This is a genomic window from Citrobacter sp. KTE30, from assembly GCF_000398825.1.
GTDB lineage: Bacteria > Pseudomonadota > Gammaproteobacteria > Enterobacterales > Enterobacteriaceae > Citrobacter > Citrobacter freundii.
On the sequence record NZ_KB976055.1, the window covers coordinates 271,282 to 293,288 of the forward strand.

The window sequence follows — 22,007 nt, forward strand, 5'->3', positions numbered from 1 at the left end:
TTCTCTGTTAGACTTCAGAGAAACTCTCTCTACATTATGGCATTTGCGATGAAAGTAATCTCACAAGTTGAAGCGCAGCGTAAGATTCTGGAAGAAGCAGTCTCGACGGCACTGGAATTAGCGTCAGGTAAGTCGGATGGCGCGGAAGTCGCTTTGAGCAAGACCACGGGTATTAGCGTCAGCACCCGTTATGGTGAAGTGGAGAACGTCGAATTCAATAGCGATGGTGCACTGGGGATTACGGTTTATCACCAGAACCGTAAGGGCAGCGCATCGTCCACCGATTTAAGCCCGCAGGCGATTGCACGCACCGTGCAGGCTGCGCTGGACATTGCACGTTACACTTCGCCGGATCCGTGCGCAGGCGTGGCAGATAAAGACCTGCTGGCCTTTGATGCGCCCGATCTGGACCTGTTCCACCCGGCGGAAGTTTCCCCTGATGAAGCCATCGAACTGGCCGCTCGTGCTGAACAGGCGGCGCTGCAGGCTGATAAGCGTATCACCAATACCGAAGGCGGCAGCTTTAACAGCCACTATGGCATCAAAGTGTTTGGTAACAGCCACGGCATGCTGCAGGGCTACTGCTCCACGCGTCATTCCCTTTCCAGCTGCGTGATCGCGGAAGAAAATGGTGATATGGAGCGTGATTACGCCTACACCATTGGCCGGGCGATGGGCGATCTGCAAACGCCGGAGTGGGTGGGGGCTGACTGTGCTCGCCGTACCTTATCACGCCTGTCTCCGCGTAAGCTGTCCACCATGAAAGCGCCGGTGATTTTCGCCAACGAAGTGGCGACCGGACTGTTCGGACACCTGGTCGGCGCGATCGCCGGCGGTTCGGTGTACCGCAAATCCACCTTCCTGCTGGATTCGCTGGGCAAACAAATTCTGCCGGAATGGCTGACTATTGAAGAACATCCGCACCTGCTGAAAGGGTTGGCGTCTTCACCGTTCGACAGCGAAGGCGTACGGACCGAACGCCGCGACATTATTAAAGACGGCGTGCTGACTCAGTGGCTGCTGACCAACTATTCCGCACGTAAGCTGGGGCTGAAGAGCACTGGTCATGCAGGCGGGATCCACAACTGGCGAATTCCGGGACAAGGTCTAAGCTTCGAGCAGTTGCTCAAAGAGATGGGCACAGGTCTTGTGGTTACTGAGCTGATGGGACAGGGCGTAAGCGGCATTACCGGCGATTACTCGCGCGGCGCGGCGGGCTTCTGGGTCGAAAATGGTGAAATTCAGTATCCGGTGAGTGAAATTACCATCGCCGGTAACTTAAAAGAGATGTGGCGCAATATTGTGACCGTGGGGAACGATATTGAAACGCGCAGTAATATCCAATGTGGTTCGGTATTGTTACCGGAGATGAAAATCGCCGGGCAGTAATACTCGTTAAGGCGTTAATTTTTAATAATAAAAAAGGAAGTGAGCAATGCGTAAACACCTGTTAGCGATCGTCGCGGCTTCAACGCTGGTTCTTGGTTTTTCTGCGTTTGCAGCCGATCTCGAAGATGACATGGGGATCCTCAACGACAACCTGAAAATTGTCGAAAAAACGGATAATGCGACTGAACTGAAAGACGCGTTAACCAAAATGCGTGCAGCCGCGCTGGACGCGCAAAAAGGTACGCCGCCGAAGCTGGAAAACAAATCCCCGGACAGCCCGGAGATGAAAGATTTCCGCCACGGCTTTGACACGCTGATCGGCCAGATTGACGGCGCGCTGAAGCTGGCGAACGAAGGTAAAGTTAAAGAGGCGAAAGCCGTTGCGGAAGAGCTGAAAACCACGCGCAACGAAAACCACAAGAAGTTCCGCTAATCTGCGCTATCCGGCCTGCATACCCGTAGGCCGGATAAAATCCCCCGCTACTGCACGCCCCATAAGTAAACGCTATCCCCATCACATTTTTTCATTTTTATCGTCCATTCATTGTTCGCACTTCCTTCCATTTTGCTGCCCACTCTTGCGATCTCAATCACATTCTTCCGGTGATAAATCGTGGTTCCAGCCCTTTTTGCGGCACAGATCACTATCGCTGCACACCTTTCCACTTCGAAGTGGAAAACAACTCGCTACAAACTTATAACCTCCGTCGCTAATTTACCCTCAGAGACATTAACGGGGTAAGACGAGTGAATAACGGAGCTGTAATGAATGACATGGGGGAATCGGTGGAACTGGCCGACCGCATGCTGGCGCAGGTGTATGCCTTGCTGCGTGAACGCAACATTATTCCCAACGCCGTACAGGAACAGATGCTGACGTCGCATGTTCGCGCCATGGCGCACCGCTCGGCAACGGGTGAACCCTTACCAGAAGTCGATGCCAGCTTGTTTGATGAAATATCTGCCGAGTCAATGGCGCTTGCCCGCGACGTGGTCGCCGAGTTTGGCAATCTTCCTGAGGAAGAGGCCTGGCTGCTGTCGGTGCACTTTGAAGTCGCGAAAGACAACCTTTAAGGAGAAAAAGATGGAACAGATTACCGTAGTGATTGGCGATCGTCTGGGTAAAGGCCAGAAAGTGGCGGCAGGCGTAGAGAAAGCGGGTGGCCGTGCCGTTGTGGTGCCGGGCGTTGCAGCAGATATGAAGCTGGGTGACGTGATGAAGGCGGAAAACGCCACCTTTGGTATCTCGTTTTGCGGCAGCGGTGGTGCGGGTGCGATTACTGCGCAGACCAAATACGGCTACAAGGCGAAATACGGCATGCGTTCGGTCGATGAAGGGGTAACCGCCATCAACGAAGGGTGCAACGTACTGGGATTCGGCTTTATGGACAAAGAAGAGCTCGGCGAGCGCCTGGTGCAGGCCTGGCAAAAGAAACACGGCGCTTAAGCATGAAAGAGCAATTCACCACCACGGTGAGAGTCACGGGTAAGGGCGAGACCAAAGCTCGCGCCTTTGCCGATGCCCTGAACCACGTTCAGGCTGCGGTGATGAAAGCGTCGCCGCATATCTTACTGCGTATTGAGCCACAGGATGTGCAGGTTGTTCAAGCGCGTGAATCGGTGCGTAAAGAGGCGTTTTTATTCCTCTTTTTGCGCCGGGAAAGACGCACTTTCAGCGTGGAGCTGGACGTGACCGTCAACGTGACTGCCATCAATCTCGACAAGGTGGATTTCGTTACGCAACGCTGATTTTCTATTAAAAGGCATAATTATGTTCCTGATAATATTAATAAAATCGCTCATCATCGGCGCGTTGGTTGGCGTTGGTGTCGGCGCTGGGGCTGCACGCATGTTTCATGCGCCTACCACTCAAGGGATGGGCGCGTTTCGTACTCTTGGAGAACTGAATTCCTGCGAAGGGGATCCGGCTTCTCACTTCTCGTTCGGCCTGGGCTTCTTCTTTAACGCCTGGGCTTCCTCCGTTGCGGCGGGGGCGTTCACTCAGGACGTCGACCATCGCATCATCCCCAACTGGGGCGCCGCCGCGCTGATGATTAAAAATCGCAACGTCGGTGAAACGCTGCACGATCCTAAGCGCATGGCAATTGCCTGCGGCGTTATCGGGATGATCGTGGTGACCTTTCTGAACCTCACTGCGTCATCCGTACCGGAAGCGCTGCAGGTTACCGCCGTCAAGGTACTGGTGCCCGCGGCTAACCTGCTGGTTAACACCGTGATGCCGGTGATCTTCTGGCTGGCGGCGATCGACGCCGGTAAGAAATCCGGCTTCTGGGCCACCGTTTTTGGCGGCGCGGCGCAGCTGATCATGGGCAACGCCGTTCCGGGGCTGGTGCTCGGCATTCTGATCGGCAAAGGTGTTGAAGAAAGCGGCTGGAACCACGTCACGAAAGTGATGATGGTAGCTATCGTCGCGCTGTTTGTTCTGAGCGGCTTCTTCCGCGGTTTCGATATGAAGATGATCGAATCCTTCCATCTGACCGTGCCTAACTGGCTCGAACTTATCCACAACTCGCTCAGCGGCAAATAACGGAGGTCATCATGGAACAGAATAAAGGTTTTTGGTTCGCTGACTGGTCGTTCCCGATCTTCGTGGGCCTGCTCTCATCCGGCGTATTTGCCGGAACGCACATGTACTACCTGTACGGTATTGGCGCATTTAACGAAGTGGCTTTTGTGGCGATGCTGAAAGCTGGAATGGATACCGGCTCCTACGGGGCGGTGGCGGCATTTGGCGCAAGTTTCCTGTTTGCCCGCATCATTGAAGGTTCGCTGGTGGGTATTCTGGATATCGGCGGGGCGATTCAGACCGGGGTTGGGTTAGGTGTTCCGGCGCTGCTGCTGGGCGCGGGCATTATCTTCCCGGTCGCCAACTTTGCCGCCTCGCTGGTCACTGGTCTGGTGATTGGTTTGGCGATTGGCTACATCATCATTCTGGCGCGTAAGTTCACCATCAACCAGAGCGACTCAACCTACGGTGCGGACGTCATGATGGGGGCCGGTAACGCCTCCGGCCGCTTCCTCGGACCGTTGATTATCCTCAGCGCGATGACGGCTTCTATTCCTATCGGAATCGGTTCTCTGGCGGGTGCGCTGCTGTTTTATCTGTGGCAAAAACCGATTACCGGCGGGGCGATCCTTGGGGCAATGATCCTCGGGTCCATCTTCCCGATTGCCATTAGCTAACTGTTGATTTGCAGGCCGGATAAGGCGGTTACGCTGCCATCCGGCATAGGAGAGAGCGATGTTTGATTTACTCCTGCGCCGTGCGCGCCTCGTTGACGATACGGTGAGCGATATTGCGCTCAAAGACGGCAAGATCGCGGCGTTGGGCGACGTTGATGGCCCGGCGCTGAAAACCATTGAGCTGGGCGGCGAGTGCTACGTCAGCGCAGGCTGGATTGACTCCCACGTTCATTGCTACCCGAAATCCCCGATTTACCACGACCAGCCGGATAGCGTCGGTATTGCGACCGGCGTCACTACCGTGGTGGATGCGGGCAGTACCGGGGCGGATGACATCGACGATTTTTACACCCTGACCCGGGAAGCTGCCACCGAGGTGTATGCGTTGCTGAATATCTCCCGCGTTGGGCTTATCGCCCAGAACGAGCTGGCCAACATGGCCAATATTGACGCTGATGCGGTGCGAGAGGCGGTGAAACGCCACCCTGATTTTATCGTCGGTCTGAAGGCACGTATGAGCAGCAGCGTAGTCGGTGAAAATGGCATCACGCCGCTGGATCGCGCCAAAGCGATGCAAAAAGAGAACGGCGACCTGCCGCTGATGGTGCACATCGGCAACAACCCGCCGGACCTGGATGAGATCGCCGAGCGCCTGAGCGCGGGTGACATCATTACCCACTGCTACAACGGTAAGCCGAACCGCATTCTGACGCCGCAAGGCGAGCTGCGGGCGTCAGTGACGCGGGCGATTTCACGCGGCGTGCGTCTCGACGTTGGGCATGGCACCGCCAGCCTGAGCTTTGCGGTGGCAAAACGCGCTATTGAACTGGGGATTTTGCCACACACCATCAGTTCCGATATTTACTGTCGCAACCGTATCAGCGGCCCGGTGCATTCTCTGGCGAATGTGATGTCGAAATTTCTCGCCATTGGGATGTCGCTTCCGCAGGTCATTGAGTGCGTTACCGCCAATGCTGCCGACGGCCTGCGCCTGAAACAGAAGGGGCGACTGCAGGTCGGTCTGGATGCTGATTTAACCCTCTTTACGCTTAAGCGCCAGCCAACCGTGCTGGTAGATGCAGAAAACGACAGCCTGCAGGCTGAACAACTGCTGGTGCCGCTTGCCGCAATACGTGCGGGCAAGGGCTATATGACCGAACAAGGGAGCGCGGAACATGCCTTCGATTTTTGAGAAATACGATTTAAAACAGGTGATTAATACCTCCGGCCGCATGACGGCGCTTGGCGTTTCCACGCCGCGACCAGAAGTGGTTGAAGCGGCGATGGCGGGGATGAACCACTATTTCGAGATGAAAGATCTGGTCAATAAAACCGGCGACTACATCGCGAAATTGCTGGAAGTGGAAGGGGCAACCGTTGTCTCTTGCGCCTCGGCGGGGATCGCCCTGTCGGTGGCTGGCGTATTGGTTAAAGACAGCGACTGGCTGCTGGAGAACCTGCACGTCACGCCCATCGAGAACAACGAAATCGTGCTGCCCAGAGGCCACAACGTCAACTTTGGTGCTCCGGTGGGTACCATGGTGGCGCTTGGCGGCGGTAAGTTAGTGGAGGCTGGTTATGCCAACGAATGTTCCGCGGCGCAGCTGGCTGCGGCCATTACACCGCGTACGGCGGCCATTCTGTATATCAAATCTCACCACTGCGTCCAGAAAAGTATGCTCAGCGTGGAGCAGGCTGCGGTGGTGGCGCGTACGCATAACCTGCCGCTGATCGTGGACGCGGCGGCGGAAGAAGATTTGCAATGCTACTACCGGGTTGGCGCAGATCTGGTTATTTATAGTGGCGCGAAGGCGATTGAAGGACCAACCAGCGGTCTGGTGATAGGTAAAACCCAGTACGTTGAGTGGGTGAAACGCCAGACGGCGGGAATTGGCCGGGCGATGAAGGTGGGGAAAGAGGGAATTCTTGGCCTAACCTGCGCCATCGAACTGTATCTGAACGCGCAGAAAGAGAGTGGCGCGGAGATGGTCGAGAAAATGACGCCGTTCATTAATGCGTTGAACCAGCTTAACGGCGTGAGCGCCCGCGTGGTGTGGGATAGCGCAGGGCGCGACATCGCACGCACGGAAATTAAGTTTGATGAAGCGGTAACCGGGATCGCCACGGGCGAACTGGTTGAAGCCCTGAAACAAGGCGAGTACGCGATTTACTTCCGTGGTTACAAAGCTAACGAAGGCATTATCGAAGCCGATGTGCGCAGCGTCGATCGTGCGCAGCTGGAGATTGTGGCCCGTCGAATTGGTGAAGTGATTTCGCAGGAGAAAGAAGTATGAAACTGACCCCTAACTTTTATCGCGACCGCGTCTGCCTGAACGTGCTGGCAGGCTCCAAAGAAAATGCGCGGGATATTTACGCGGCGGCGGAAGGACACGTGCTGGTTGGTGTGTTGTCAAAAAATTACCCGGATGTCGCAAGCGCAGTAGCGGATATGCGTGAATACGCAGCGCTTATCGACAATGCGCTCTCCGTGGGATTGGGGGCAGGCGACCCAAACCAGTCGGCGATGGTCAGTGAAATTTCCCGTCAGGTACAGCCGCAGCATGTTAATCAGGTCTTTACCGGCGTGGCCACCAGTCGCGCGCTGCTGGGCCAGCAGGATACAGTAGTCAACGGTCTGGTCTCGCCAACCGGCATGCCGGGCAGGGTGAAAATCTCCACAGGTCCGCTGAGCAGCCAGACGCCGGACGGTATTGTGCCGGTAGAAACCGCGATTGCGCTGCTCAAAGATATGGGCGGTAGCTCGATTAAATACTTCCCGATGGGCGGCCTGAAATGCCGTGAAGAGTACATTGCCGTAGCGCAGGCCTGCGCCCGTCATGACTTCTGGCTGGAGCCAACCGGCGGTATCGACCTGGATAATTTCACTGAAATCCTGCAGATTGCCCTCGATGCCGGAGTGAGTAAAATCATTCCTCACATCTATAGTTCGATTATTGATAAGGTGAGTGGTAACACTCGTCCGGATGACGTACGCCAGCTGATGGCGATGACCCGGGCCTGCGTAGGCTAACTGACTGATGAGGAAACTGACGTGCGATTCCCCAACCAACGTTTAGCACAGCTGTTTGACATGTTGCAAAACGAAGCGCTTCCACAGGACGAGCTGGCGCAGCGGTTGTCGGTTTCCACACGCACCGTACGGGCGGATATCACTGCGCTAAACGCACTGCTCACCCAGTACGGCGCACAGTTTGTCCTCAGCCGGGGTAACGGTTATCAGCTCAAAATTGACGACCCGGCAAGTTATAACACCCTGCAAACGCAGCAGCCCAACGCGTTGCTACGCATCCCTCGAACCAGCCAGGAACGGATACACTGGCTGGTGGTGCGTTTTCTGACGTCGGCTTTCTCGCTAAAGCTGGAAGATTTGGCTGATGAATGGTTTATCAGCCGCGCGACGCTGCAAAACGATATGGCTGAGGTGCGCGAGCATCTGCAACGTTATCATCTGACGCTGGAAACGCGTCCCCGTCACGGCATGAAACTGTTCGGCAGCGAAATGGCGATTCGCGCCTGTTTGACCGATCTGCTGTGGACGCTGGCACAGCAGGATCCGCAGCACCCATTAGTGATGCAGGAGGCGCTTAATGCCGGGATCCCTGAGCAGCTACAGCCCGTTTTACAGGATATTTTCGCTCGTTTTCATATTCGTCTGACCGATGAGGGCGAGCTGTTTTTACGCTTGTACTGCGCGGTGGCGGTACGGCGGATTAGCGAAGGGTATCCACTCCCGGATTTTGCCGCAGAAGAGGCCGATCAATCGGTGTGCCTGGCCACGCGGGAAATCGCGGCGGTACTGCACCGCCTGGCAGACAAACCGCTTTCCGTTTCCGAAGAAAACTGGCTACAGGTGCATATTGCTGCCCGCCAGGTACAAGAGATCGCGCCCAGTGCTATCAATGCGGATGATGACGAAGCGTTGGTCAATTACATCCTGCGTTTTATCAACACCCAGTACAACTACAACCTGTTGAATGACAAACAGTTACATGCTGACCTGCTGACGCATATTAAGACGATGATCACCCGCGTGCGTTACCAGATAATGATCCCCAATCCGCTGCTGGAAAATATTAAACAGCACTATCCCATGGCGTGGGACATGACGCTGGCCGCCGTCTCGGGATGGGGAAAATATACGCCGTACACCATCAGTGAAAATGAGATCGGCTTCCTCGTGCTGCATATTGGCGTCGGGCTGGAGCGTAGTTACAACATCGGTTACCAGAGACAGCCGAAGGTTCTGCTGGTATGCGATGCCGGAAATGCGATGGCGCGGATGATTGAAGCGGTGCTGGCGCGTAAGTATCCGCAGATAGAGATCGTCGATACCGTGACGCTGCGTGACTACGAACAGCGGGAAAGCATTAGCGAAGATTTTGTTATCTCTACCGCGCGGATCGGTGAAAAAGATAAGCCCGTAGCGATGATTGCGCCGTTTCCGACCGATTATCAACTCGAGCAAATTGGCAAACTGGTGCTGGTGGACAGAACCCGCCCGTGGATGTTGAACAAATTCTTCGATGCCGCCCATTTTCGTGTAATTGACGAGCCAATGGATCAACAAACGTTGTTCAAAACCTTATGCCGTCAGTTGCAGGATGAAGGTTTTGTCGACGCAGAGTTCCTTGATTCAGTGGTTGAGCGTGAGGCCATCGTCAGCACCATGCTGGGTGACAGCATTGCCTTGCCGCACGCCCTCGGTCTGCTGGCCAAGAAAACAGTGGTCTACACCATACTCGCCCCGCAGGGTATCGCCTGGGGCGATGAAACCGCGCACGTGATCTTCCTGCTCGCCATCAGTAAAAGCGAGTACGAAGAAGCGATGGCGATCTACGATATTTTCGTCACCTTCCTGCGTGAACGCGCCATGACGCGGCTCTGCGCATGCCGGAATTTCACCGAGTTCAAAACGGTCGCCATGGAGTGTGTCAGTCGTTTTTGAGAGGCGTTATCCAGAATTCGATGTAATGCGTATGTAATGCTAAACTGCATTACACATTCAATTTTATTGGAGGCATAATGGCCACGCTGAACGTCCGTCTGGATGACAAACTCAAAAATGAGGCTTATGCCGTGCTGGAAAAACTGAACATTACTCCAACGGAAGCTGTGCGATTACTGTTTCAGTACGTCGCGGAAACGGGGCGCATGCCAGTGAAAACCGTCACCGTTAGCGACAGCGAAGATGCACTGATTCAGACAGTCCGGGAGAGGCTGGCCAGCCCGCAAAAAGGAATCAAGGTTAGTCTGGATGACTTATGAATTGGAATTCGACCCGAGAGCCTTAAAAGAGTGGCATAAACTGGGTGATACGGTGAAGGCTCAGTTTAAGAAGAAGTTGGCCGACGTGTTGTTGAACCCCAGAATTGACTCTGCCCGTTTAAACGGTCTTCCAGATTGCTATAAAATTAAGCTTAAATCGTCCGGCTATCGTCTGGTGTACCAGGTTCGGGATGAGGTTGTGATCGTGTTTGTTGTCGCGGTCGGCAAGCGAGAACATTCGGCCGTTTATCTCGATGCAAACAAACGGCTTTAGCGATCAACGCAAATGATGTACGACCTGGTTGCTGCTGCCGCGCCAGATTAGCGCCGGGTCTTTAAGATCCTGCACGTATTTGCCATCGACCAGTACGTTGATGAGATCGACCACCTGCATTTGCGCGGCGTTGAGTTCATCGAGCTTGTAGCCGGTCCACACCCAGATATCTTTGCCGGGGCACTCAGCGCGAACGCGCTGCACCAGTTTCAGGATATCCGGCACGTTTTGCGGATGCAGCGGATCGCCACCGGAGAGCGAGATCCCCTGACGCTTGATTCGCGTATCGTTCAGATCGGCAATGATCTTGTCTTCCATCTCTTTGGTAAATGGCTCGCCGGAATTGAGCCGCCAGGTGCTTTTGTTATAGCAGCCGGGGCATTCATGCACGCACCCGGACACAAACAGCGTGCAGCGGGTGCCGGGGCCGTTAACGATGTCGACGGGATAATATTGGTGAAAGTTCATAGCTTGTAACCATGCCGGGTGGCGCTGCGCTTACCCGGCCTACAATAAGAGTGCGGTCCGTAGGCCCGGTAAGCGCAGCGCCACCGGGCATTAACGTAACAGCGGATTAACCTATCTGCCCGTTACCCAAATGCTTAACGCGGCGTTTCACTTCTTCCTGCTTACCGGCGTTAAACGGACGGGCGTCCGGGCTGCCTAAATAACCGCAGACGCGGCGGGTGACCGACACGCGCGCGGCGTCGTGGTTACCACATTTCGGGCAGGTAAAGCCTTTGCTGGTGCACTCGAACTCACCGGTAAAGCCGCACTCGTAGCATTCATCAATTGGCGTGTTGGTCCCGTAATACGGCACGTGCTGATAGCTGTAATCCCAGACGTCTTCCAGTGCTTTCAGGTTGTGCTGAATATTCGGGTATTCGCCGTAGCAAATGAAGCCTCCACTCGCCAGCGGCGGGTATGGCGCTTCGAAATCGATCTTGTCGTACGGGTTAACCTTTTTCTCCACGTCGAGGTGGAAGCTGTTGGTGTAGTAACCTTTATCGGTCACGCCTGGCACCACACCAAACTCGGCGGTATCCAGACGACAGAAACGATCGCACAGGTTTTCGCTTGGCGTGCTGTACAGGCTGAAGCCGTAGCCGGTCTCGTCTTTCCACTGATCGACTGCCTGACGCAGGCGTTCGACAATGGCGATAGCTTTGGCGCGAAGCTGCTCGCTGTCGTACAGATGTTTGTCACCAAACAGCGCGTTAATGGTTTCGTGAATGCCGATGTAACCCAGCGAGATAGACGCGCGGCCATTTTTAAATATTTCTGACACGTCATCGTCCGCTTTCAGACGCACGCCGCAGGCACCTTCCATATACAGGATTGGCGCCACGCGGGCTTTCACGCCTTCCAGACGCGCAATGCGGGTCATCAGCGCTTTACGTGCCAGCACCAGTCGATCGTCGAGCAGTTTCCAGAAGGTGGCTTCATCGCCGTGGGCTTCCAGCGCGATACGCGGCAGGTTGAGGCTGATAACGCCGAGGTTGTTACGCCCGTCGTGAATCTGTTCGCCGTTCTCGTTTTCCCACACGCCGAGGAAGCTGCGACAGCCCATCGGCGTTTTGAACGAACCGGTCACTTTCACTACCTGATCGTAGTTCAGGATGTCCGGATACATACGCTTGCTTGCGCACTCCAACGCCAGCTGTTTGATGTCGTAGTTCGGATCGCCAAACTTGTGGTTCAGGCCGTCGCGAATGGCGAACACCAGTTTCGGGAACACGGCGGTTTTACGATTTTTACCGAGACCCGCAATGCGGTTACGCAGAATGGACTGCTGGATCAAACGCGATTCCCAACTGGTTCCCAGGCCAAAACCGAAGGTGACGAACGGCGTCTGGCCGTTAGCGGTATGCAGGGTATTCACTTCATACTCGAGGGACTGGAATGCGTCGTAGCACTCTTTCTCGGTACGGGAATGCGCATAACCGTCGGCATCCGGGATCTGCCACTCTTCAGCGGTTTTGCGATGCTTGTTAAAGCTCTCGGTCACGAATGGTGCGAGAACTTCGTCAATACGGTTAATGGTGGTACCGCCATAAATATGGCTGGCAACCTGCGCGATAATTTGCGCGGTGACGGCCGTAGCGGTGGAGATGGATTTTGGCGGCTCAATCTCCGCGTTACCCATCTTAAAGCCCTGCGTCAGCATGCCTTTCAGGTCGATCAGCATGCAGTTAAACATTGGGAAGAACGGAGAGTAGTCGAGATCGTGATAGTGAATATCACCACGCTCGTGCGCCTGGACGACATCACGCGGCAGCAGGTGCTGACGCGCATAGTGTTTGGCGACGATACCGGCCAGCAGGTCACGCTGGGTCGGGATCACTTTGCTGTCTTTGTTGGCGTTTTCGTTCAGCAGAGCAGAGTTGGTTTGCTCAACCAGACCACGAATTTCCTGGTTCAGACGGCCACGCTTTTCACGCTGTATATCACGGTCGTGGCGATATTCGATGTACGCACGGGCGAGTTGTTTGTACGGACCAGACATCAGCTGGTTTTCTACCGCTGTCTGGATCTCGTTGATATCGACCTGGCTGCGCTCATTCATCTGGCTACTAACGACTTCTGCGACGGTGGCACAGTAATCTGCGTCATCGACTCCCGCTGCTTTAGCTGCACGCAGAATGGCTTCTTTGATGCGCTCTGATTTAAACGGCACTTTACAGCCATCTCGTTTCATCACATGCGGTGTCATGATCACTCCATATTTATAAGAACAGGTTATCCACAGAGGTTGGGGAAGCGGCCATGGCTTTATTCATCTCTATTGCCAATGACTTCCCGCAATCCTGACCCACTTTATCCACAATTTCACCGTAAAGCGGTGCACTGTAGTTGTAGCAATTGTAGTCGATTAATACAACATATTGGGTCGGCGTGCATTTTAAGTTCTATATGTAGTGATTTGCATCAAGGATGTTTACGGTTTATTTGATGTAGCGCAAAGTAAAAATCGGAGCGTACAGATGACGGGCAGTACAGCGATTGTAAATTATGGGCAGAAAATTCTGATTAATTATTCAACAAAAACAGGAAGGTAAATGCAGTGTCAGCAGTGAAGCCCGGCAATACTACACGAACCGGGCCTGACGCCAATTGCAAGCTATTTTTGTACCCACCAGACGGCCTCAAAAGGACGCAGTGTCATGTCCCCAGGTTGGCTGGCGACCTCGGCATAGTTGTGCATCAGCACCTGCCAGTTTCCATCGGCCTGGACTGGCTGCCAGTTCTGGAAGGTATCGCTCAGATTAGCAATGACCAGCAGCCGCTGCCCTTGCCACTCGCGTTGGTAACACCACAGATGTGGGCTGTCCGGTAACAGATCCTGATAGTTGCCCCAGGTAATAACTGGCTCCGCTTTGCGCAATGCGATCAGTTTCTGATAGGTGTAGAACACCGAGTCGGTATCGTTCAGTGCTGCAACCACGTTGATCTCCGCCGCGTTGTCACACAGATTGATCCATGGCTCGCCCTCGGTAAAGCCCGCGTGTTGGCTGGCATCCCACTGCATCGGCGTGCGGCTGTTATCGCGGGATTTACTGGCGAGGATCGCCAGCAGTTCGTCGGCATCCCGCCCCTGACCGTTCAGTTCGGCAAACATGTTATGGCTTTCCACATCGCGATAATCGGTAATCTGGCTGAAGTGCGGGTTGGTCATGCCGATCTCTTCACCCTGGTAGATATAGGGCGTGCCCTGCATGCCATGCAGCACCATCGCCAGCATTTTGGCCGACGGAATGCGGTATTTACCTTCATCGCCAAAACGCGACACGATGCGCGGCTGATCGTGGTTACACCAGAACAGCGCGTTCCAGGCCTGATTGTGCATGCCTTGCTGCCAGTGACGGAACAGGGTTTTCAGCGCGACATAATCGGGTTTGGCTAACGTCCACTTCTCACCGTTGGGGTAATCCACTTTCAGGTGGTGAAAGTTAAAGGTCATCGACAGTTCGCTGCCATCGAGCGCGGCGTACTGCTGGCAATTTTCCAGTGTGGTGGAAGACATCTCGCCCACCGTCATCAGGCCGCGTGGCGTGAAGACGTCGCGGTTCATCTCGCGTAAAAACGCATGCGCGCGCGGGCCGTCGGTATAAAAACGCCGCCCATCGCCGTCGGGATCGTGCGGGAAGTCCTGATCTTTAGAGATAAGATTCACCACGTCGAGGCGTAATCCGTCCACGCCGCGATCGGCCCAGAACTCACAGACTTTTTTTAGCTCGGCGCGTACCGCCGGATTTTCCCAGTTCAGATCGGCCTGCTCCGGAGCAAAGAGGTGCAGATAGTACTGCTCGCTTTCGGCGTGCCAGCCCCAGGCGTTACCGCCAAATTTGGAACGCCAGTTATTCGGCGGGCTGTCTGGCGTGCCGTCGCGCCAGAGATAAAACTGACGATACGGGCTGTCTTTATCCAGCGCTTCACGAAACCAGGCGTGCTGGGTTGAGGTGTGGTTAAACACCATATCGAGAATAATACGGATGCCGCGCGCTTTCGCCTGCGCCACCAGTTCGTCAAAATCTTCCAGCGTACCGTAGGCCGGATCGACAGACAGGTAATCCGCGACGTCGTAGCCGTTATCAACCTGCGGCGAAATATAGAACGGCGTCAGCCAGATGGCATCAACGCCCAGTTTTTGCAGATAGTCGAGACGCTGCGTCACGCCGCGTAAATCGCCGGTGCCGCTGCCGGTAGTGTCCTGAAAACTCTTGGGGTAAACCTGATAGATAACGCCGTTTTGCCACCAGTGGGGAATATTCATGGTTGTTTCCTGGAAATACGCTGGGGCGCAACTGCGCCCCGAAGAAAAGTTAGATAATTTGTAATGTGCCCAGACGGTATTTACGCTGGTAAACAAATGAGGTCAGTATCATTGGGATAACAATCGCAATGACCATCGCCATACCAAATACCTGCCAATAAGTCGGCTGGATGGAGAGGATGCCCGGCAAACCGCCGACGCCAATCCCGTTTGCCAGCACACCGTTCAGGCCGCACAGCAGTCCGGCGAGACCGGAGCCGATCATCGCGCACAGCATCGGGAAGCGGTATTTCAGGTTGATCCCGTACATTGCTGGTTCAGTTACTCCAAGATAAGCAGAGATCGCGGCAGGAACGGAGATTTCACGTTCGTTGTGCTTGCGACTGGAGATAATGATCCCGACCACCGCAGAAGCCTGAGCGATATTCGACAGTGCGATCAGTGGCCATACCGGCGTGCCGCCCATGCTCTGAATCATCTGCATGTCGATAGCCAGCGTGGTCTGATGCACACCGGTGATCACCAGCGGGGCGTACAGGAAGCCGAACAGGGCCGCGCCAATCGGAGCAAAACTGCCGGTCAGCAGATGGCGGACCGCAAACGCGACACCGTCGCCGATCATGCGGCCAAACGGACCGATAAAGGCATGCGCAAGGAATACCGCAAGGATCAGCGAACACACCGGGACGATCACCAGATACAGGTAATCCGGCACGATGCGCTTCATGCGTGTTTCAATAAACCCGAGCGCCAGCCCGGCCAACAATGCCGGAATGACCTGCGCCTGGTAGCCTACTTTCTCAATGCTGAACAGGCCGAAGTTCCACACTTCCGGTACCTGCTGACCGAGCAAATAAGCGTTCATTAACTGCGGTGAAACCAGGGTTACGCCCAGCACAATACCGAGGATCGGCGTACCGCCCATTTTCTTCACCGCCGACCAGCAGATTCCGACCGGCAAATAGAAGAAGATCGCCTCGCCAATCAGCCACAGGAAGTCGTAAAGGGTTTTCAGCGAAGGATGCATCTGCGCCAGCGTCTGGCCATTGCTCATCGGCAGATCGCCGATCACGTTACGGAAACCTAAGATCAAGCCGCCGCTAATCAGCGCGGGCAGCAGCGGGAAGAAGATCTCCGCAAAATGAGAAATCAGCTGTTCATGCCATTTCATATTCTGCCGCGCCGCTTTTTTCGCCTGCTCTTTGTCGGCGCTGGCTTGTCCGGTCGTCGCCAGCAGCGCTTTGTAGTAATCACCTACCTCGGTGCCAATCACCACCTGAAATTGCCCGGCGTTGGTGAAGCAGCCTTTGACCATCGGCAACTGTTCGATCTCTTTCGGCCTGGCGTTCGCAGGCTGATTCAGCACAAAACGCAGGCGAGTAATGCAGTGACTTACCGTGGCGATATTGTCGCGCCCGCCTACCAGCTCAATCAGCCGGTCGATGTCTGCTTGTTTTATTTTGCTCATGATGACGTGTGTTCCCCGTAGGCCGGATAAGACGCGTTAGGTCGCCATCCGGCAACTCTCGCGTTGTTGGCGCCAGAGTATATCGTCGATGAATATTTAAAAATGGGAACGTTCCCGAAACGCAGCGAAGATCACAAATTAACGCTCAGAAAGCGGTCAGGAGAGGGTGGAAGGAATAACGATTTGTCGTGGTTCACTGCGGCCGTTGATCTGCTCGATCAGCTGCGAGGCCGCTTGTCGCCCGGCTTCGGCGTATCCTGGGTCGACGGTGATAATTTCCGGATGGAGGAATTTCATCAGCGGCGTGCTGCCCACGCTCGCCAACTGCAGGTTCTCAATTCGCTGCTCCTGCAGGTATTTGCTGACCCCAAGGGCGAGGGTGTCCGTCGCGCAGACTAGTGCGGTGGTTTCCGGGGTGATGACACTGGCGGCCTGCTCATAGCCCTGCTTCATGGCCAGACCCGGCAGCGCGGCAACCGGATGCAGTTTGTGTTTCTTACAGAATGCCAGATAAGCTTCATGGCGGCGCTTACCGGTGGTCACGTCGCTATGAGGAACGCCAAGAAAGCTAATATGGCGATGCTCGCGTTCATATAAACGCTGCATCAGGGTGCGAATGGCACCCTCATCGTCATAGCAGACCGAGGCAAAGCCTTTGGCATCGCGTGCCAGCAGCACCAGCGAATCCTGCCAGGTGGTGAGCATGGATTCAGTAATGCCGGTAAAACCAAACAGCACCACGCCGTCAATGTTGCGGCGTCGGAGCATGCCGAGATGTTCTTCAACCAGCTCAGGAGAGAACTGGCTTTCCATCATGATCGGGTCGTAACCCTGCTCATAAAAGGCGGGCAGCATGGTCTGCACGGCGAGATTTTCCGAAAGTGAGTCCAGACGCGTGACGATAATCGCCACTACCTTGTCGCTTTGCCCACGCATGGCGCGTGCGGAGCGAGAAGGGGAAAAACCGTGCTGATTCATCACCGCTTCAACGCGCTCGCGGGTGCGTTCACTCACGCCGCTTTCATTGTTGAGCACACGGGAAACGGTTGATTTTCCCACACCGCTTAAGCGGGCGATGTCTTTAATGGTCAGCCGATTTTGCATCCTGTTTTCCCATGTTGCGTGTGAAGTTATGCCAAATAGAGAATAACTTTACTCAAGCGCAGTGCAATGGGCAAAGTCTGGTATACATTTGGTTTAGTTTCCGTGCTGTATCATACCGCCATAATTGCCACAAACCTTATGGTTTTCTGCGTATAATCCGCAGCGCAAATCTTTCACTTACCGGAGGCTATATGGATCCCGATCCCACCCCTCTCCCGAGACGGAGAAACAACCCTTTCCGGTAAGCCTGTCTTTCACTGTCTTACCGGATGCGTAAGACAGTGACGTTCTGACGTCCCTGTTACGATTTTGAGATTGCCATCAGGCAAGGCTTTGCCACGCCTGAAGGATTTACTGCGCCTGTTAAGACTGGCGCAGGGGGACTGCCTATGTTCAAAAATATTACTCGCCAGCTATTTGCCCGGCTAAACCGCCATCTACCGCATCGTCTGGTGCATCGCGATCCGCTACCCAATGCGCAGACCGTTGCCAGCACGCCGATCCCACCCTCGCTGAGCGAACATTGCCTGAAAATGGCGCTGATGGACGAAGCAGCGCTGTGGAAAACGTTCGGCGCGCACCCAGAAGGGTTGAACGCCGCAGAAGTCGAGAAAGCTCGCGAAATCCATGGCGAAAACCAGTTGCCGGCGCAGAAGCCGTCGCCCTGGTGGGTGCATCTGTGGGTCTGCTACCGCAACCCGTTTAATATTCTGCTGACCATCCTTGGTGCGATTTCCTATGCCACTGAGGATCTGTTCGCTGCCGGCGTCATCGCGCTGATGGTCGCCATCTCGACGCTGCTGAATTTTGTGCAGGAGGCACGTTCCACCAAAGCGGCGGATGCGTTGAAAGCGATGGTCAGCAACACCGCCACGGTGCTGCGCGTTATCAACGAGAAAGGGGAGAACGGTTGGGTTGAACTGCCGATCGATCAGTTGGTTCCTGGCGATATTATCAAACTGGCGGCAGGGGATATGATCCCGGCCGATCTGCGCGTGGTACAGGCTCGTGACCTGTTTGTGGCTCAGGCTTCGCTGACCGGTGAATCGCTGCCGGTAGAGAAAGTTGCAACCAGCCGCGACCCGCAGCAAAGCAACCCGCTGGAATGCGATACCCTGTGCTTTATGGGCACCAATGTGGTGAGCGGCACGGCACAGGCCATCGTGATTGCGACCGGGGCCAATACCTGGTTCGGGCAACTGGCGGGCCGCGTCAGCGAGCAGGAAAGCGAGCAGAATGCCTTCCAGAAAGGGATCAGCCGCGTCAGCATGCTGCTGATCCGCTTTATGCTGGTGATGGCGCCGATTGTGCTGATCATCAACGGTTATACCAAAGGTGACTGGTGGGAAGCGGCGCTGTTTGCGCTGTCTGTGGCGGTGGGGCTGACTCCAGAAATGCTGCCGATGATCGTCACCTCGACGCTGGCGCGTGGGGCGGTGAAGCTGTCAAAACAAAAGGTTATCGTTAAACACCTCGACGCTATCCAGAACTTTGGCGCGATGGATATTCTGTGCACCGATAAAACCGGCACTCTGACACAAGATAAAATAGTGCTGGAGAATCATACTGATATATCTGGAAAGCCCAGCGAACACGTCCTGCATTCTGCGTGGCTGAACAGCCACTACCAGACCGGGCTGAAGAATCTGCTGGATACGGCAGTGCTGGAAGGCGTGGACGAAGAATCCGCCCGTCGGCTCTCTACCCGCTGGCAAAAAATCGATGAGATCCCGTTTGATTTCGAACGTCGCCGTATGTCGGTGGTGGTGGCAGAAGAAACCGATGTGCACCAGTTGGTCTGTAAAGGGGCACTACAGGAGATCCTCAGCGTGTGTACCCAGGTGCGCCACAATGGTGAGATTGTTCCGTTAGATGACAACATGCTGCGTCGGGTGAAACGCGTCACGGACACGCTGAACCGCCAGGGGCTGCGCGTGGTGGCGGTGGCGACGAAATACCTGCCAGCGCGTGAAGGTGATTACCAGCGTATTGATGAATCCGATCTGATCCTCGAAGGCTATATCGCGTTCCTCGATCCGCCGAAAGAGACCACCGCACCGGCGCTTAAAGCGCTGAAAGCCAGCGGTATTACGGTGAAAATCCTCACCGGCGATAGCGAGCTGGTGGCGGCGAAAGTGTGTCATGAAGTGGGGCTGGATGCGGGCGATGTGGTTATCGGTAGCAGCATTGAGGGGTTAAGTGACGACGAGCTGGCCCAACTTGCCCAGCGCACCACGCTGTTTGCCCGCCTGACACCAATGCACAAGGAGCGTATTGTCACGCTGCTCAAGCGCGAAGGTCATGTGGTCGGCTTTATGGGGGATGGCATTAACGACGCCCCGGCGCTGCGCGCGGCGGACATTGGTATCTCCGTTGACGGCGCGGTTGATATTGCCCGTGAAGCGGCTGATATCATCCTGCTGGAAAAGAGCCTGATGGTGCTGGAAGAAGGGGTAATCGAAGGACGCCGTACCTTCTCTAACATGCTGAAGTACATCAAAATGACGGCCAGTTCTAACTTCGGTAATGTGTTTAGCGTGCTGGTGGCGAGCGCCTTCTTACCGTTCCTGCCGATGTTGCCGTTGCACTTACTGATTCAGAACCTGCTGTATGATGTATCCCAGGTGGCGATTCCGTTTGATAACGTTGATGAAGAGCAGATCAAAAAGCCGCAGCGCTGGAATCCCGCCGAGTTGGGCCGCTTTATGATCTTCTTTGGACCGATCAGCTCTATCTTTGACATTCTGACTTTCTGCCTGATGTGGTTCGTCTTCCATGCCAATACACCTGAACATCAGACATTGTTCCAGTCTGGCTGGTTTGTGGTGGGCCTGCTGTCGCAAACGCTTATTGTGCATATGATCCGTACCCGTCGCGTGCCGTTTATCCAAAGCCGCGCCGCATGGCCGCTGATGCTGATGACGCTGGTGGTAATGGTGGTGGGCATTGCATTACCGTTCTCGCCGCTGGCCAGCTATCTGCAATTGCAGGCGCTGCCGCTGAGCTACTTCCCGTGGCTGATTGCAATTCTGGCGGGTTACATGACATTAACCCAGCTTGTGAAAGGTTTTTATAGCCGCCGCTACGGCTGGCAGTAATCCTCAACTTCTCTTCTGCAGGATGGTGTTAATACCATCCTGCATTTCTCTTTTTCATTCGAAAGATATTCTCCCGAAATATTGGTGTTTTATTTTTATTGAAATGCTAACGCGGGTTGTTAGTATCAAATCGCCTTTCTTGCGTTGTTTTTTTATCAATAAAACGATCCGTATTGCAAAAATGAAACAGCGTGCTAAAAATTTTAACTATCTGCGATTTTTTGTGAACGTGGTCATCGAAATAAATTGTTACACCAGTTAGTCTGCGCAGGTAACGTCGTTAAGAAAGTTTCTCGCTGCCCGTTTTTAATTCCGGCAGTCATTTGCTCTGCAAGCTATTCCTGTTAATGGATATTATGAACTTCTGGAGAAGGACAAATGAAACTGACAAAAAACCTGTTAAGTCTGTGTATTGGCGCGTCTGTATTACTGGCGAGTCATGCAACGCTGGCACAAACCTTTCGCGCCGCAGATGTGCATCCGGCTGATTACCCGAACGTTGTTGCCGTGAAACATATGGGGGAAAAACTTAGCGCCGCCACCGAAGGTCGTCTGGAGATTAAAACCTTTCCCGGTGGTGTGTTAGGCGACGAAAAACAGATGATTGAGCAGGCACAATTAGGCGCTATCGATATTATTCGTGTCTCAATGACGCCAGTCGCCGCTATTCTCCCTGAAATTAACGTGTTTACCCTGCCATATATTTTCCGTGATGAAGACCATCTGCATAAGGTTCTCGACGGCATGATTGGTCAGGAGATTGGCGACCGCCTGACGGCCAACGCCAAATCGCGGCTGGTGTTCCTCGGCTGGATGGATGCCGGAACGCGCAACCTGATCACCAAAAATCCAGTGGTGAAACCGGAAGATTTACACGGTATGAAAATCCGTGTTCAAGGGAGTCCGATAGCGCTGGATACCCTGAAAGCGATGGGCGCTAACTCCGTTGTCATGGGCGTCAGTGAAGTATTTAGCGGTATGCAGACCGGCGTTATTGATGGCACGGAAAATAACCCGCCAACGTTTGTTGCGCATAACTATTTGCCGGTCGTGAAAAACTATACCTGGAGCAAACACTTTATTATTCCTGAGCTTTTTCTGTTCTCGAAAGCCAAATGGGATAAGTTAAAAAAAGAAGACCAGGACCTCATTATTAAACTCGCCAAAGAAGCACAGGTAGAGCAACGAAAACTTTGGCAGGATTATAATGCAAAATCGCTGGAGACCATGAAAGCCAACGGCGTTCAGTTCCACGATATTGATACGGACTATTTCTATAAAGCCACGCAGTCAGTGCGGGATAATTACGGTAAAGACCACCAGGATTTGATCAAACGAATTCAGGATGTGAAGTAATTCATCAGGTGGAGGATATCAACCCTCCGCCTGAATCTTTTGATTAATTCGAGG

General features: G+C 54.3%; 21 protein-coding genes. 16 read left to right on the forward strand and 5 right to left on the reverse strand.

Translation table 11 applies throughout. The features are described 5' to 3' along the window. The first annotated feature begins 36 nt into the window (after positions 1-36). From pmbA to WC1_RS21270, 13 genes are all read left to right on the forward strand, one after another. A complete protein-coding gene (gene pmbA / locus WC1_RS21330; RefSeq protein ID WP_016149468.1) occupies positions 37-1,389 on the forward strand; it encodes a metalloprotease PmbA in 1,353 nt (450 codons plus the stop codon). Between the two features lie 46 nt (positions 1,390-1,435). Continuing rightward, complete coding sequence (gene cybC / locus WC1_RS21325; RefSeq protein WP_016149469.1) at positions 1,436-1,822, forward strand: cytochrome b562; 387 nt, start codon at positions 1,436-1,438, stop codon at positions 1,820-1,822. Positions 1,823-2,154: 332 nt separating this feature from the next. Then, complete coding sequence (locus tag WC1_RS21320) at positions 2,155-2,463, forward strand: PRD domain-containing protein (RefSeq protein ID WP_016149470.1); 309 nt, start codon at positions 2,155-2,157, stop codon at positions 2,461-2,463. 10 nt (positions 2,464-2,473) lie between these two features. Beyond that, a complete protein-coding gene (locus WC1_RS21315; RefSeq protein ID WP_003830384.1) occupies positions 2,474-2,836 on the forward strand; it encodes an SFCGS family glycine-rich protein in 363 nt (120 codons plus the stop codon). A 2-nt stretch (positions 2,837-2,838) separates the two neighbouring features. Next, on the forward strand, positions 2,839-3,138 hold the full coding sequence (locus tag WC1_RS21310; protein WP_003025762.1) for a DUF4312 family protein: 300 nt from the start codon (positions 2,839-2,841) through the stop codon (positions 3,136-3,138). A gap of 22 nt (positions 3,139-3,160) precedes the next feature. Next, positions 3,161-3,937 carry a DUF4311 domain-containing protein gene (locus tag WC1_RS21305; protein WP_003025764.1) on the forward strand — a complete coding sequence of 259 codons (777 nt, stop codon included), beginning with the start codon at positions 3,161-3,163 and terminating at the stop codon, positions 3,935-3,937. Positions 3,938-3,948: 11 nt separating this feature from the next. Beyond that, the gene (locus tag WC1_RS21300) at positions 3,949-4,593 is read left to right on the forward strand and encodes a DUF4310 family protein (protein ID WP_003830379.1); all 645 of its coding nucleotides are present in this window, start codon (positions 3,949-3,951) and stop codon (positions 4,591-4,593) included. 58 nt (positions 4,594-4,651) lie between these two features. Continuing rightward, positions 4,652-5,785, forward strand: coding sequence for an amidohydrolase/deacetylase family metallohydrolase (locus tag WC1_RS21295; RefSeq protein WP_016149471.1), 1,134 nt, complete (start codon positions 4,652-4,654; stop codon positions 5,783-5,785). Continuing rightward, on the forward strand, positions 5,769-6,887 hold the full coding sequence (locus WC1_RS21290) for a DgaE family pyridoxal phosphate-dependent ammonia lyase (protein ID WP_003025770.1): 1,119 nt from the start codon (positions 5,769-5,771) through the stop codon (positions 6,885-6,887). Before WC1_RS21295 ends, WC1_RS21290 begins: the two co-directional genes overlap by 17 nt. Continuing rightward, positions 6,884-7,624: a 2-dehydro-3-deoxy-phosphogluconate aldolase gene (locus WC1_RS21285; RefSeq protein ID WP_003025772.1), complete on the forward strand. Its 741-nt coding sequence runs from the start codon at positions 6,884-6,886 to the stop codon at positions 7,622-7,624. The genes WC1_RS21290 and WC1_RS21285 overlap by 4 nt, the downstream gene beginning before the upstream one ends. A gap of 21 nt (positions 7,625-7,645) precedes the next feature. Then, complete coding sequence (locus tag WC1_RS21280; protein WP_003839574.1) at positions 7,646-9,559, forward strand: BglG family transcription antiterminator; 1,914 nt, start codon at positions 7,646-7,648, stop codon at positions 9,557-9,559. Between the two features lie 77 nt (positions 9,560-9,636). Beyond that, positions 9,637-9,879, forward strand: coding sequence for a type II toxin-antitoxin system RelB/DinJ family antitoxin (locus tag WC1_RS21275; protein ID WP_016149472.1), 243 nt, complete (start codon positions 9,637-9,639; stop codon positions 9,877-9,879). Then, the gene (locus tag WC1_RS21270) at positions 9,869-10,153 is read left to right on the forward strand and encodes a type II toxin-antitoxin system RelE family toxin (protein ID WP_016149473.1); all 285 of its coding nucleotides are present in this window, start codon (positions 9,869-9,871) and stop codon (positions 10,151-10,153) included. The genes WC1_RS21275 and WC1_RS21270 overlap by 11 nt, the downstream gene beginning before the upstream one ends. Before the next feature lie 3 nt (positions 10,154-10,156). Here WC1_RS21270 and nrdG read toward each other — a convergent pair whose 3' ends face one another. From nrdG to treR, 5 genes are all read right to left on the reverse strand, one after another. Beyond that, positions 10,157-10,621 carry an anaerobic ribonucleoside-triphosphate reductase-activating protein gene (gene nrdG, locus WC1_RS21265; protein WP_016149474.1) on the reverse strand — a complete coding sequence of 155 codons (465 nt, stop codon included), beginning with the start codon at positions 10,619-10,621 and terminating at the stop codon, positions 10,157-10,159. A 106-nt stretch (positions 10,622-10,727) separates the two neighbouring features. Beyond that, complete coding sequence (gene nrdD / locus WC1_RS21260; protein ID WP_003844922.1) at positions 10,728-12,866, reverse strand: anaerobic ribonucleoside-triphosphate reductase; 2,139 nt, start codon at positions 12,864-12,866, stop codon at positions 10,728-10,730. Positions 12,867-13,274: 408 nt separating this feature from the next. Continuing rightward, positions 13,275-14,927 (reverse strand): alpha,alpha-phosphotrehalase, encoded by a 1,653-nt coding sequence (treC, locus tag WC1_RS21255; protein ID WP_016149475.1) that lies wholly within the window; start codon positions 14,925-14,927, stop codon positions 13,275-13,277. A gap of 49 nt (positions 14,928-14,976) precedes the next feature. Further along, entirely contained in the window at positions 14,977-16,395 is a 1,419-nt protein-coding gene (gene treB, locus WC1_RS21250; protein WP_003839598.1) for a PTS trehalose transporter subunit IIBC, read from the reverse strand. 156 nt (positions 16,396-16,551) lie between these two features. Continuing rightward, the gene (treR, locus tag WC1_RS21245) at positions 16,552-17,499 is read right to left on the reverse strand and encodes a trehalose operon repressor TreR (RefSeq protein ID WP_003025788.1); all 948 of its coding nucleotides are present in this window, start codon (positions 17,497-17,499) and stop codon (positions 16,552-16,554) included. 191 nt (positions 17,500-17,690) lie between these two features. On the opposite strand from treR, the gene mgtL reads away from it, so the two are divergent. The 3 genes from mgtL to WC1_RS21235 all read left to right on the forward strand — a co-directional run bounded on the left by mgtL (position 17,691) and on the right by WC1_RS21235 (position 21,953). After that, positions 17,691-17,744 (forward strand): mgtA regulatory leader peptide MgtL, encoded by a 54-nt coding sequence (gene mgtL, locus WC1_RS25095; RefSeq protein WP_191229402.1) that lies wholly within the window; start codon positions 17,691-17,693, stop codon positions 17,742-17,744. Between the two features lie 144 nt (positions 17,745-17,888). After that, positions 17,889-20,597 carry a magnesium-translocating P-type ATPase gene (gene mgtA, locus WC1_RS21240; protein ID WP_003844909.1) on the forward strand — a complete coding sequence of 903 codons (2,709 nt, stop codon included), beginning with the start codon at positions 17,889-17,891 and terminating at the stop codon, positions 20,595-20,597. A 378-nt stretch (positions 20,598-20,975) separates the two neighbouring features. Further along, the gene (locus WC1_RS21235; RefSeq protein WP_003839604.1) at positions 20,976-21,953 is read left to right on the forward strand and encodes a TRAP transporter substrate-binding protein; all 978 of its coding nucleotides are present in this window, start codon (positions 20,976-20,978) and stop codon (positions 21,951-21,953) included. The last annotated feature ends 54 nt before the right edge of the window (positions 21,954-22,007 follow it).